Source organism: Bradyrhizobium sp. SZCCHNR1015, from assembly GCF_032489875.1.
In the GTDB taxonomy this organism is placed as follows: domain Bacteria; phylum Pseudomonadota; class Alphaproteobacteria; order Rhizobiales; family Xanthobacteraceae; genus Bradyrhizobium.
Window position 1 is genome coordinate 261,984 of the sequence record NZ_JAUEYW010000007.1, and the last position, 13,944, is coordinate 275,927.

At 65.8% G+C, this 13,944-nt stretch carries 5 protein-coding genes and 1 tRNA gene; 2 read left to right on the plus strand and 4 right to left on the minus strand.

Features of this window, described 5'->3' with window-relative positions; genetic code table 11:
• Positions 1 to 14: 14 nt before the first annotated feature.
• Positions 15 to 10,559 carry a LysM domain-containing protein gene (locus tag QX128_RS14595; protein ID WP_316237765.1) on the plus strand — a complete coding sequence of 3,515 codons (10,545 nt, stop codon included), beginning with the start codon at positions 15 to 17 and terminating at the stop codon, positions 10,557 to 10,559.
• 108 nt (positions 10,560 to 10,667) lie between these two features.
• On the opposite strand, the gene QX128_RS14600 is transcribed toward QX128_RS14595, so the two are convergent.
• Positions 10,668 to 10,744, minus strand: a tRNA-Arg gene (locus QX128_RS14600).
• A 116-nt stretch (positions 10,745 to 10,860) separates the two neighbouring features.
• Positions 10,861 to 11,121: a hypothetical protein gene (locus tag QX128_RS14605; RefSeq protein ID WP_316182112.1), complete on the minus strand. Its 261-nt coding sequence runs from the start codon at positions 11,119 to 11,121 to the stop codon at positions 10,861 to 10,863.
• 223 nt (positions 11,122 to 11,344) lie between these two features.
• Here QX128_RS14605 and QX128_RS14610 point away from each other — a divergent pair, with 223 nt between their 5' ends.
• Positions 11,345 to 11,788, plus strand: coding sequence for a hypothetical protein (locus QX128_RS14610; RefSeq protein ID WP_315804890.1), 444 nt, complete (start codon positions 11,345 to 11,347; stop codon positions 11,786 to 11,788).
• A gap of 251 nt (positions 11,789 to 12,039) precedes the next feature.
• Here QX128_RS14610 and QX128_RS14615 read toward each other — a convergent pair whose 3' ends face one another.
• Both QX128_RS14615 and QX128_RS14620 read right to left on the minus strand, forming a co-directional pair.
• On the minus strand, positions 12,040 to 12,342 hold the full coding sequence (locus QX128_RS14615) for a histone (RefSeq protein WP_316237766.1): 303 nt from the start codon (positions 12,340 to 12,342) through the stop codon (positions 12,040 to 12,042).
• Between the two features lie 72 nt (positions 12,343 to 12,414).
• Positions 12,415 to 13,860, minus strand: coding sequence for a deoxyribodipyrimidine photo-lyase (locus QX128_RS14620; protein WP_316237767.1), 1,446 nt, complete (start codon positions 13,858 to 13,860; stop codon positions 12,415 to 12,417).
• Positions 13,861 to 13,944 lie beyond the last annotated feature (84 nt).

A 13,944-nucleotide genomic window follows, 5' to 3' on the forward strand; every position in this document is an offset into this window, starting at 1 on the left:
GGGAGCGCCGGCTGATGAGCGCTATCGACAATCTCCGCGCCGCTGTCGAAGCCGCCGCCGGCGAGACCGCCTTCGCGCTCGATGCCGCCTTCCTGACGGCGGGCCTCGCCGATCCCGCCGTGAAGGTCCCCGCCGACTACGACACCTGGCTGAGCCAGGCCTTCTTCCTCAAGACCGCGGCCGATTTCAAGGTCACGGTGGAAAAATCCGACGTCGGCCCCGTGGAAGGGGCGGCGTTCACGGTGCAGTCGGCGACGATCCCGTTCATCGGCGCCACCGCTCCGCTGGCCGCGAAGGCCACGCTCGTGTTCACGGTGGACGGCGACCAACTGATCGTGCAGGCCGAGGCGACGCCGTCGAACTGGACCTGGACCAGCAGCTTCGCCTTCATGGGCGGCTTCCCGTTCAATCAGTTCGGCACGCTGAAGAACGTCAGCTTCGTGTTCTCGACGGCGACCGGCAGCTATCCGTACGGTGACTCCGCGGGGCGTGCCGTGAGCGGCGGCGCGGTGCAGAATTTCGACGCCAAGGTCGCGCTGCCGGACGTCGCCAAGCCGTTCCTGCTGCTGTTTCCGGGGCTCACCGCGCCGACCGGCGACCTGCTGCTGAGCGGCGCCCTCAACATGGGCATCTTCAACGGCGAGACCGTTCTGTTCCCGCCGGGGCAATTGCGGGCGGCGATCCAGGACGGCACATTCAAGCTAGCGTCGCAGTTCACGGTCAAGGATCCGAGCCTGGCCCTGACCATTCCTGTGCCCGATGGCGCTGACGAGGTCGATGGCGTCCTGGTGCTGGCCGATCTCGTCGATCCGGATGCGGGCGACCAGGCGCCGACGCTCGCGATCTCCTCGCAGTTCGACATCGGCGGTACCGGTTCCTATCAGCTCGACGTCGAGATCACGCCCGGCGCGGATGCCAACTATTCGGTGGCGCTCGCCGTGGTCACAGGCGGCGATCCGCTGACGCCGGCGACGGTGATCGAGGTGATGGGCGGCAATGGCGGCTATCTCGCCGCGACTCCCGACGTGCTGCAGCAGTTCCTCGCCTTCGTCGGTCTCAACGGCTTCTCGATCGCCGGCACGCTCGGCAGCTCGCCGACGATCACGGCCGTCTCGATCGAGATCGGCAGCTCAAAGGACACGAGCTGGCAGATCCTGCCGGCGACCGGCGTTCTCGACTTCAAGATCACCAGCTTCTCGCTGCAATGGTCGATGGCGTATCCGTTCGACGGCACCAAGCGACAGCAGACCTATGATTTCACCACCGAGTTCGTGCTGGCACCGAGCGTCTTCAAGGGACCGGACGGCGAGGGCGACGGCGTGTTCACCGTCCAGTTCACGTCAGCCAAGCAGTTCTACGCGTCCTTCGCGGGCACCGCCAAGCTGAGCGACTTCCTGACGGCGCTGTCCAGCGGCGCGGTTGTGCTCGACGTGGAGAATGTCGGGGATTTCGAGCTCGGCGACATCGCGGTCGCGGTCGACTACGGCGCGCAGAGCTTTCAGTTCGATGCCGGCTTCAGCCTCACGCTCAATCTGCTCAAGATCAACGATCAGCCGATCCTTGCCGTGCGAGAGGGGACGGTCTCGATCGCGGCGCAGACTCCGACGCAGACGCCGGACGGGGGCAACGCGACGACGCTGCTGCGGGCGGCGCCGCTGCCGATGCTACGGACCTCGCGAGGAGGCGCGCTGCAAACCGCCTCGCAGACGCAATGGAAGTCGAGCGTCGGCGGCTTCCTCGATGTCGGCCCGTTGCACACCAAGGTCAGCGTGACCTATGACGGGTTCGAAACGCCGAAGCGGTGGGATCTCGCCGCCTCGCTGGAGGAGTCGCTCGAGGTCTCGGACCTCATCAACCAGTTCTTTTCGCCCGGCAGCGCCTACGGTTTCCCGAGCTTCCTGCCCGGCGACCTCACCATCTCCGAATTCGCGATCACCGCGACCATTCCGGCGGAGCAGGGCGAGCTGGAGACGAGCTACGACATCACCGTCGGCTTCGAGTGGACATTCGCGTTCGGCGATCAGACCGTCGGCATCGATCCGGCACGGCTCGGCGTCAGTTATGACGGCAACAAGCCGGCCCAGCAGCAGTTCTCCGGCTTCGCGCAAGGCACCTGGGTCTACTCGGCGATCAATCTCAAGCTCACCATGGGCTATGAGTTCAAGACGACCGAGGCGGGCTCGAACAACATCCTGTTCGTCGAGTGGGAAGGTTTCCGAGCCGCCTGGGAGAGCGACAAGGAACTGGTCACGTTCAGCCTCAAGGGCTGGAGCATCGGCTCGCTAATCCAGGCGCTGGTCCGCACGCTCGGAAATCCGTACTTCACCCTCGACTCGCCGTGGGATCTCCTCAACCAGATCTCGCTCGATGCGCTACGCGTCAACGTCTCGCTCAAGAACGGCGAGAGCTTCTCGCAACGCCTGTCGGCCACTTACGAGCTGTCGAGCCCGATCAACCTCGGCTTCATCAGCATCACCGCGCTGACCTTCCGTCGCGACACCGACGGCAAGGTGACGCTTGCTATCGAGGGATCGAGCCCGCTCGTCGCCGACGATCCGGCGTTCAAGAATCTGCTCGATCCGGCCAAGGGGCAGGACGTGAAGGACCTGCCCTCGGTGCCCGGCCGGGGCGAGGAATGGTTCAAGCTGTTCCTGCTGGTGCTCGGGCAGCGCATCGGCATCACCGGTCATTCCAGCTTCGAGAGCACCAAGGAGGTGATCTGCGCGCTGCAGTCCGTCCCCAGCACGACGGGCAAGATGAATCCGGTCGATCCCAATGCGGACGACGGCGGGACACCGGGGCTGCCCTATTACGACCAGTCCAACAACTGGCTCATCGCCGGGCATCTCGGCCTGATGAAGGTGGCGGGCGCCTGGTCGATCGATGCGATGCTGGTGTTCAACGACCCCAATCTCTATGGTCTGCGGCTGGCACTCGCCGGCGAGAAGATGGGCGGGCTCGCCAATCTCGTCGTCGACATCCTCTACAAGAAGATCACCGACGACATCGGCGTCTACCAGATTGATTTCACCTTCCCGGACATCATCCGCAATCTCAATTTCGGCGCGGTGTCGATCACGCTGCCGCAGCTCGGGATCAAGGTCTATACCAACGGCGATTTCTTCATCGACATCGGCTTCCCCTACAATCTCGATTTCCGCCGTTCCTTCTCGATCTCGGTGATCGTCTACGGCGTTCCGGTGCTGGGCGCCGGCGGCTTCTACATCGGCAAGCTCTCCAACGCGACCTCAACAAGGATCCCGAAGACCAATCTCGGCACCTTCGATCCGGTGATCGAGTTCGGCATCGGGCTGCAGCTCGGCCTGGGCTACAATTTCGAGAAGGGGCCGCTGAAGGCGGGTTTCGCGCTCACGGTGTTCGGCATCGTTGAAGGCGTCGTGGCGCCGTGGCATCCCTATAACGCCACGCGCACGCTGGCGTCGCGCGCCAGCAGCGGTGCGCTGCAAAGCGATTATTACTTCAAGCTGTCGGGCACCGTCGGTATCATCGGCCTGCTCTATGGCAGCGTCGATTTCGCGATCATTTCAGCCTCGGTCAATGTCAAGATCGTGCTGTCGATCCAGCTCACCTATGAGAGCTATCGCGAGATCCCGGTGGTCGCCAGCGCGAGCGTGACGATCAGCCTGAAGGTCAAGATCAACCTCGGCCTGTTCTCGATCTCGATCAGCCTGTCGTTCTCGGCCCAGGTGTCGGCAACCTTCGTGATCGGACAGACCAGCACGGCGCCGTGGGAGGTTCAGGGGGCACGCGCCGACGCGCTGCTGATGCAGCGGGCGCATGCCCGCGGACCGGACGCGGCGATGCGGCTGGCGCGCAGCCTGAAGCCGCGACCGAAGCGGCTCGCGCCGGCCGCCGCTCATCGCATGGGCCTTGCCGCCGTCGAAGGCAACAAGCCCAAGCTGTCGCTGATGGCGGGGGCGCAGTACACCGTACTTGCTCCGGAGAAAGCCGCCGACGCAGCCTCGAACCAAGGGGCATTCGTACTCCTGCTCGCGATGGACGCGCCGGACGCCGCGGCCAGCGCGCCGTCCGCCACCAAGACGTCCTTCGACGTGCTGGCCGAGGTCTACTTCCCCTGGATCATTGATGCACTGGGGAACGAGAGCGGGGATGCGGCCGAGCTCGCCGAGACGCTGGCCACGTCGGTGACGCTTACCCAGCTCGAGGCCTATGTCGCGCGCCTCGCCGACACGGCCGATCCGTTCCTGTCGATCAAGGGTCTGTTGCAGTTCCTGGCCGACGCCTTCACGCTCGACATCTTCAATCCGGCGACGGCGCAATCCTCGGGGCTGAAGACCAAGCTCGATGCCGGCTCGGTGCTGTTTCCGGTGTTCGACGGATTGAAGCTGCAGGTCCCCGGCGTGTCCGGCGGCCAGACGTCGTCGATCGCGTTCGAGACCTACACCACGGCAACGCCCGGCTATGCGACCGCGGTCAGCAAGCTGTTCGCGCAGGTAGCTGCGGACATCCAGGCCCAGAACAAGGAAGCGCGCCGGCTTGCCGCGGAGAGCGATGCGAACTCGGCAGGGTCGATGGCGGCCCTGGTGTTCGTCGACACGTTCACGCTGATCGCGCGCCAACTGCTCCAGGCCGCGGCCGACGCGCTGCAGAGCTACGCCTATCCGCTGTCTGCGACGAGCAGCATCGGTACTATCCTGGACGAGTTGAACGGGATCGCCGGCAACGCCTTGACCATTGCCGATATCGTCCAGCCCAACGTCGATCATGCCTTGGGAGCCGGGCTGTCGCTGCATATCGACGACCTCGAATACGTCGTTCAGGCCGGCGACACCCTGCAAAGCATCGCTGGCCGCTATTCCGACGCGGCACCGGCGCCGCGCTGGACCACGACGCCGGACCGCCTGATCGTGGCCAACCGGTCCCGCCACATGCTGCAGGGTGGCGTCGTCCTGCTGCTCACCAACAGCCAGGGCAAGGAGCAGATCTATGTGACGCGGCAGGGCGACAGCTTCGACGAAATCGCGCTGCAACTCGGCGCGATCTCGATCGACGCGCTCGCCGCGCAGAGCGTGCTCTACGGCGCCGCCGGCCTGCTGCAGCCGACCTTGCCGCTCGCGATCTGGCCGATCACCTACAGGACCGCCGGGACATCCGGCCCGTCCTCCGATACGCTGGCGACGGTCGCGAGCCTGTTCCAGACCACCGCGGTTGCGGTCGCAGACGCCAATCGCGGTGTCGCCGGACTGTTCTCGGTGCAGGCGGAGCGCGGCCTGCTCACCGTCGCTAATCTTCAGGCTCTGTCGGTCGGCGCATTGTGGTCGGCGATCGCGGCCACGGGCCAGGTCGGCCAGACCGCCGGCATGGTCTCGCGCTTCCTGGTCTATGGGTTGCGGCTGCCGGTCCAGGACGGACTGACGCTGTCGCCTGCGTTCCTCTATCCAAGGACGCAGTCGGGCTACGGTGTCTATCAGCTCACCGGCCAGCAGTTCCCGACGCCCAGCTCTGCCAGCGGCTACAAGATCGACTTCGCGCGCGAGACGCAGAGCCACGGTGTCCTGCTCGACTTCATCATGCTGAATGCCGGCACCGGCCTCAGCATGGAGGTTGATCTGAGCCAGGCCTTTGCCGCGTTGAACGTCGTCGTCAGCTGGGCCAGGACGCCTGGCAATTTCGTTCCGAGCCCGACGTTCGCGGCGCTGCCGCTTGCCGAGCGCCAGCCGCGGCCGTTCACCGCCAGCGGCTATGCGCGTTGGTCGAGCGGATCCGTCGCGAGTCTGCTGGCGCTGACGAAGCGCAGCGGCGTGGCCGCGGCCGCCGATGCCGGTGCGCAGACGCAGCCGACGCTGTGGAGCCTGCCGCCGGCGCAGACCAATCTGGTCGCCACGCGCGAGCAGTCGATCCGCGCCGTCATGCCGGATCTCCGTTCGACGTTCGCGCTGCTGCCGAAGTTCCAGCCGCAGATCGGGCGCAGCAATCCCGCGACCGCACGCACCGACTATGCTGACCTGGGGCGCTGGGCTTGGTGCACGCGGCTCGACATTGAGATCAAGCGTCTGCCGGATGCGGCGGCGCTGGCTGCTCAGGGCACGGGCGCAGGCGATCTGCCGAGCGGTCCGGCATCCGCGCCGTCGCTGCCGTTCGTCTATGAGCTGGTCGGACCCAGCTCGGAGGATGCGGTCCGGCTGCAGCGCATCCTGACCGCCATGGATGCGCTGGGCGAAGGCATCGCCTCGGCCGTCTTCCTGCTCTACAACCAGTCCGGACCCGGCGCGCCGATGCTGGTGACGCCGGCGGACGCCAACTTCCTCGCCTTCATCACCCAGACCAACCTGTCGACCGAGACCAATCCGGCGGCGGCGCTGCGGCTGATGCTGAGTGCCGAGGATGCTCCGCCGCGCGGCATTGCCAATTCTCCGGCGCAGTTCATCCGCTTGATGTGGGAGCTCAGCACGGTCCGCAGCGGCGGCTACTATCTCTACTACGAGAACGTCGAAAGCGAGGAGGGCCTGCCGGCGGCCGTGTTCGATTCCTCGGGCTCCGGCATCGTGACGATGGTCGTGACGTTCGCGGCGCAGGGCAGCGAGTCCTTCGGCACCACGCTTCCCGATTTCGTCAACGCCTTCGTGACGACCGACGCCGTCGATCCGCAGAGCGACCTGGTGCAGACGGTGTCGCTGGCCTCGACCGGCCCAACGGCGCCGGTCGCGGCAGGAGCATCGCTCGACGCGCTCGCGGCGATCTACGGCCCCGGGCCCGGACGGATCGCCGAGGTCAACGCGACCAGGCCGCTCGCCGCGGACGCACTGGTGCCGATCGTGGGCGCGGTCCGCCAGCTCACCGACGCGGATCTGGTCCGCGGCACTGGCGGGGCGATCGATGCGCAGGCTACGCTCGACAAGCTCGCCAGGCTGTTCTCCGCCGGTGCAGTCCGTCCGATCACCGGCCAGGACATCGCCGCATTCAATCCGCAAGTCGCCGTTGCGCTCGCGGCGGTGTTCTACATCCCGCCGCTGACCTATCAGGTCAATTCCTCGGCCGCGCCCGGAATGAGCTTTGCCAGCATGGCCGTCTATTACGGCTTGGACGTCGACCTGATCGCCCGCGGCGCCAGCGCTGCGCCCGGACTGTTCCCGGTCAATGCCGTGCTCGATCTCGATCCTCAGCTGTTCTCGCTACGCGACCAGTTGCCGCCGCAGAACATCGGGTTCGCCCTGACGCGCGACAATTTCGGCCTCCCGCCGGACGATCCCGCCGCGCCGGACTTCGCCAAGAAGACGATGTATCAGCTCTACACCTCGCTTGCTGCCGGGCTCGCCGGCAACGTCTTCTACAAGGTCAGTCCGCTCGGCATGCCGTTCGGTCCGCAGGATCACGACGACAACGAGGCCAGTGCGTTCGAGAGCCATGCCCGCTCGGCGACGACGCGCGGCAACCGGCTGGCGCAGGTCGCTCTTGCCGATTTCGACTATCGCCAGTCGATCGGCATCGGGGCGCAGTTCGCGCTGGTCAACGCCGCGCCCGATCCGTCCGATTCCAATCTGCCGCCAAAGGCGGCCAATCCCTATCTCGGTGTCGGCACCATGGCGCAGGTCGCGCTGCAATGGCGCGATATCTTCGGCAACACCACGGTGACGCCGTTCGAGGCGCCGCCGCAACGGTATCGCGGCGCGCTCAACGGGGCTGCGGTGCCGATGCTGTACCGCGACGAGCTGATCGGGCTCGGGTCCTGGATCAATACCAACGCCAGCTACACCTATGAATCCGCGAGCGGTGCGGCGTTCAAGCTTGCATTGTCGCTCAACGCCGCCGCCTATGCAGGGCCGGACGGTGCGGCGCGGGCCGCCGACGATCTCTCGCTCTACACCCGGATCTACTATCAGCTGCATCAGGACTATTCCGCCAATGTCTCCGTGAAGGTGCCGGGCGTTTCCGGCAACGCGGTGGCAATGCGGCTGTCGAATTCGCTGCTAGCCAAGCCCGACGTGGACCTCACCGATACGCAGGCGGACATCATTCGCGGCTATGTGCGCGCCTGCTTGCTGTATCTGAAGCTCGTGACGCAGGGACAGGCGCCCGCAGCCCCCGCTGCGACGCTGTCGCTTCCTGTCGACATCAATGCGATCGCTGCGGGCAACATCCTCGAGCTCGACGTGACGCTCGCGCTCAGCCGCAATCCGCTGCTGGTCGATCCGGCCGTGGCGGCGTTGCAGGGCGGCACCGGCGTGGTCGCGGCGATCCTGCCGCGGGCCGACGGCGACGGCAACGTGTCCTATACGGTGTTCAGCACAGCGGTCGAGGCGATTTTCGCCACGGCCGATTGGTATCTCAAGGTCGGGCAGGGCCTGTCGCGCGACGGCGAGGATGCGGCCGACGGCGCGCAGCAGCTCTGGGCGGTGCGCTTCGGCAAGACGGCCGGGCAGGGCATCCATTTCAAGCTGGGCACGTCGCCAAGCTATTTCGCGCCGAAGCCGATCGCCAAGGCGCTGGCCAGCAGCGATGCGACGATCACGCGCTACGACAGCGGCGAAATCGACACGCTGCATCTCGACGGCGTCGACCTGAACCAGTGGTTCCAGAGCGTGCTGGATGCCATCGATCAGTTCCTGTCGGCCGACTACGCCCCGCACGCCTTCATCCTCGACCGGATCGACGGCGTGACCGATCCGCTCAAGGATGGGTCGCTGGGAAGCGTGCTGTCGACCAAGGAATCGCTGGCGGATACGATCAGCCTGAAGACTCTGCCGGTGCTGTCGACCAGCGCAGGCGATCCCTCGACCGGATTTGCCGCGGCCGAGAAGCTGCGCCAGCAGCTGCTCAATCAGCTCGGCGCAGCCTATCGGGCCGGTGCGGCCGTCGTGTTCGGGCTGACCGAGGTGACCGGCGGCGGTGACGACAATCCGGCCGGTCCGCCGAATCTCTACGGCCAGCCGGCAGGCAGCATCGACGGCGCCACGGACAACCAGAATTTCACGCTCACGCCGACGCGCATCCCGCTCGGCGAGGTCTACGATCCCGCCAGCAAGACCTGGTACGATCCGCGGCTCGCCTTCGTGTTCGCGACCAAGAACGTCATCGATCAAGCCTATGTGCCGCTGAAGCTTACGCTGTCGCTCACCCATCTCGAGTTCGAGCGGCGCACCGTCCCCGGCATCTACGGCTATGTCGGTTCGCGATGGCTCGCCTTTGTCAATGGACCGTTCGATTATCCGTTGGGAACGCAGGTCGCTAACATTCCGGTCGTCAATCGCGACCTGCCGACGCCGCCCACGGTCTCCGCCCAGCAGGCGCTGCAGCTCACCGGCGAGGGCGCGACCGATCCGTCGAAGCTGAGCGCCTGGTGCTATTCGTTCGACTATCTCTATCAGCAGGCGGCAGCAGACGCGGTGTCCTGCACGGTGGAGTTCAACCGTCCGACCATGCCAACGCTGCGCCGCTCGGCCAGGCTGAGCGGGGAGCCGGATCTGTTCACCGCGCTGGCGCAGTTCGTGACCAACTATCCGGCGATCCTGCGCGATCTCAACCAGTATCTGGTCGGCATCGATGGCGCCGAACCCGATCCGGCGACGCTGGCGGCTGCGCGCAAGGCGACCGCCGCCTTTGCACTGGAAACCAGGCAGGTCGCGGATGCCTACGCGCGGGAGAGCGTGGGAGCTGCAAGACTGGCGGCCGCACCGGCACATGTGATCGTGAAGTTTCTGTCGACGCTCGACGGCACTGCGGAAGGACACGCGCGCACCAATCTGGTCAACATCACCATCGATGGGATGGCGGCGAGCTGGAATGCGGTAGCCAATACGATCTCGAACGGCACCACCACGCTCCCGGCGCCGGTCATCGCAATCATCGCGCCCGAGCTCTATACGCCCCAGGCGGTGCCGCCGGCGGAGCTGCCCGCAGGCGTACAGATCGCCTACGTCTATACGCGTCAGGTCGACGGCAAGACGGTTTATCTCGGCGAAGCGGAGGCACGTGGTTTGCCGGCCCGGACGGTGTCGGTCGCGACGCTCGACGTCCTGCTGTATCAGAGCGGCTGGGCCTCGGTGTTCGTGCAGCGCAATCTCGCGCTGTTCCCGCTGGCCGATCTCAAGACCACCAGCACCAACCCGGCATTCCTGTTCCAGACGCCCGAGGTGCGGTTCGCCTCCACAGTGGTTCCCCAGCTGAATTATACGTCGTTCCCGCTCGACGCGATGCCGGGCGCATCCGGTGACCTCGACGCGCGCCTGACGAAGTTCTTCGCCGCGCTCTATGCCAACGGCAATGGCAGCACCAGCGACGAGGTCGCGATGCAGGGCATGTACAGCTATGAGATCGTGGCCGGCCAGCCGGCGATCCCGCGCGTCCGGGTGCCGATCAACCTGCTGACGCCGACCCCATCGGTGGTCGATCCCGGTGTGAAGCCGACCTTCGTGGCCCCGTTCGCGCAGATGATCGATACGTGGCGCGGGACGACCAGGCCAACGACCGCGGGCCATGCCCGTGTCGAGATCGAACTGAAGGTCTTCGGCGGAATCGGCGATGCGACGCAGCCGTTGATCCAGGTCGGCCGGCTCACGCACGACGTCGCGACCGCCTGAGCCCGTCTGTCCCGGCATCGAAACTGCGGCCGTCCTGGGAGGTCATCTGGACAGGCTGACCGGAGGGTCGGATCGCACTGGAGCAGGGCGCAGGCTGGTCAATGGCTCTGGCGCGCTCGGAGAGATTCGAACTCCCGACCCTCGGAATCGAAATCCGATGCTCTATCCAGCTGAGCTACGAGCGCGCGATGCGGGCCAAATCTCCCGCGTGACCGGGATACCAGACTTGGATGGGCAAGGCCAGCCTCCGTCGGATATCAACGGTCGTTTGCCGAAGCTGGCCGGGCGTCCTTGGATGGCGTCAGAAGCAGGGATGCCGGCGTCGGTCCTGGCCGATATAGGCGGCCGAGCTCTGGTAGCAGTGGTTGGTGGAAGGACCGTCATAGAACGCAAAGGTGCCGGGCAGCGGGCCGGGGCCATAATTGTGCAGGAAGCTGACGGTGTAGGGCAGCCCGTAGTGGTGGCGGTGATGCCGATGATGGCTGCGCGCCTCGGACGTGGTGGGCACCAGGGCGGCAATCGACACGATCAAGGCGGCGGCGAGGGATGCGAGCTTGCTCATGACTTTTCTCTTCTCCGGAAAACGATGTCAAGGCCGGCCGTCCGGCTGATAGCCTAACGCGGAAGTGGCGGAAAGGGTGCGCAAAAGGCGACAATCCGTCAAATTTTTGGCCTTTTCCGCGTGCTTAAGAAGACCATGACAAGGTCCGGCAAGTGCCGTCGCGCATTGGGCCCGAGGCGTTGTCGCGACAGCGCCAGAAAAGACCGGGTTTGCCGTCCTGTCCATGAATCGCCTGATCCCAAGCGTCTTGCTCCTGCTGGTCGCCGCTAGCCCGGCGCGTGCGGATTTGCACATTACGCGCGATCACGGTGGCTACATCGAAGAGTACAAGGCCAAGTACAAGCGCGTCAGGGAAACGCGTCAGCGCGTCATCATCGACGGCATCTGCAATTCCGCCTGCACGCTCGTCTTCGGCTTTGTGCCGCTCAACAGGATCTGCGTCACGCCCAGGGCCAGCCTCGGCTTCCACCAGGCCTATTACGACAAGGCGTTCACGTTCGGCATCAAGGTCACCAGCGTGGAGGGGACGTCCGAGCTGATGTCCTATTACCCCGATTCGGTGAAGGACTGGATCCGGCGCAACGGCGGGCTCACCACCGAGATGAAGCGGATCAAGAACGGCATCGAACTCTGGAAGATCGTCGACCCCTGTCCTGACGTCTGGTGAGGGCGCCGCCCGCACGGAATCTCTCTGTCCAAGCAGACCTCCGCCGGCAATCCGATCGCAAGCCGGTCCCGCGTCCGCGCGGCATCACCGTTTGCTGCGCCGCGCCGCGGATGCCAGGTCCCGGCTCCCAACCGAACGGCGACAAACGAAACAATCCAGCGCCAGATCGTCCCCACTACCGGGCACTGGATTGTTTCGCCGAGACCATCAGCGAAGGTGACGAGTCGCCTTCGGTCCCGAGCCAGGCAGAATCAGCGCTTGGCCTTCTTCTTCTTGGCCGCTTTCTTGGTGGCCTTCTTGGCCGTCTTCTTCGCAGCTTTCTTGGCCGCCTTCTTCACGGTCTTCTTCGCAGTCTTCTTGGCGGACTTCTTGGTCGCGACCTTCTTGGCCTTGGCGGCGGCCCGCTTGGGTGCAGCCTTCTTGGAGGTCTTCTTCGCGGTCTTCTTGGCCGCTCGCCGGGCCTTGGGTGCCGTCGCGGTCACCGGATCCTTCGGCGCCTCGGCGGGCACGCTGGTCTCGGTCACGGTCGGATCAGAGAGTGGAGTGTCGTCCATATCGGGTCCCCCGATTTGTTGGAAACCCTGCGACGATAGCTGGATTCTCCGTGCTGTCAAAGCGCGCCCCAACTAATCACTTGTGCGCAAGCTCGCGTAGGCTGCCAGCGCGCGCTCCCGCCCGGGCTTGTGATCCACGATCGGCGCCGGGTAGGTGCGGCCGAGTGCAACCGCGGCCTCGGCGAGCTCGAGCGGCTTCGCCGCCCAGGGCTGGTGGATCAGCGCGGCCGGCAGGCGTGCCAGCTCCGGGACCCAGCGCCGGACATAGGTCCCGCGAGAATCGAATTTTTCGCCCTGCAGCACGGGATTGAAGACGCGGAAGTAGGGCGCGGCATCGGCGCCCGATCCCGCAACCCATTGCCAACTTGCCGGATTGCTGCCCGGGTCGGCGTCGACCAGCGTGTCCCAGAACCACTCTTCGCCGCGCCGCCAGTCGATCAGCAGGTGCTTCACGAGCAGCGAGGCTGCGACCATCCGGACGCGGTTGTGCATGCTCCCGGTATGCCAGAGCTCGCGCATCCCGGCGTCGACAATCGGATAGCCGGTTCGCCCGCGCTGCCAGGCCTCCAGCGCTGCATCGTCCTGGGCCCAGGGAAAGGCATCGAAGGCCGGCTGCAGGTTGCGGGTCGCGAGGTCGGGATTGTTGGTGAGCAGGTGGCGGCTGAACTCGCGCCAGCCGAGCTCGCTCAGGAACTTGTCGATGCCGGCGGCGGAGGCCGGGCGCTCGGCGGCGGCAAATCGCGCCGCATGCCAGATCTGGCGCGGACTGATCTCGCCGAAGCGCAGATGCGGCGACAGCCGGGAGGTCGCCTCGATGTCGGGTCGGTCGCGATTGGCGGCATAGGTCTGCACGGCCGTTTCGAGAAAGCTGGCGAGGCGCGCCTGCGCCGCGCGCTCGCCGGCTTGCCACGTCGCACGCAGTCCGCCGGCCCAGTCCGGCTTGCTCGGCTCGAGGGCGAGCTCGTCGATCGCTAGGCTTGCGACCCCCGGCGCGTGCGACAGCCGTGCCGGCCGCGGCAGCGGCTTCGGCGGATCGCCCAGAGCGAGCACGCGCTTCCAGAACGGCGTGAACACGCGCGGGCCGCGTCCATCCTTGCCGCGCAACTCGGCGGGGTCGACCAGAAGGTCGTCGGGAAACACGCGTGAGGAGACGCCGATCTCGGCGAGTGCTGCTTCGACATCGGCAGCCACGGCGCGCGGTGCGGCCTGCGCGACATCGTTCCAGTACACCGCGCTCGCGCCGCTCTGGCGTGCCAGCTCGCCGAGCGCGGTGGCCGCGGATCCGCGCCGGATCACGAGTTCGGCGCCGAGCGCATGTAGTTCGGCCTGGAGTGCACGCAACGATTGCGCGAGCCACCAGCGCGACGCGCCGCCGAGCGGACGCAACCCGGGGCTTTCCTGATCGTGGACGTAACTACAAACGATCCGAGCGCCCGACTTCGCGGCTTCATACAACGCGGGGTGGTCAGACAGCCGCAGGCTCTCGCGAAACCATACGATGATGGGGGAGGAGGACATGATCAGGTATCTTATTGCCGTTTTTATAGTGAGTTCCGGTATTCTACGTTCCGGAAAATAACTGCTTTGAAACCAACTACGGGC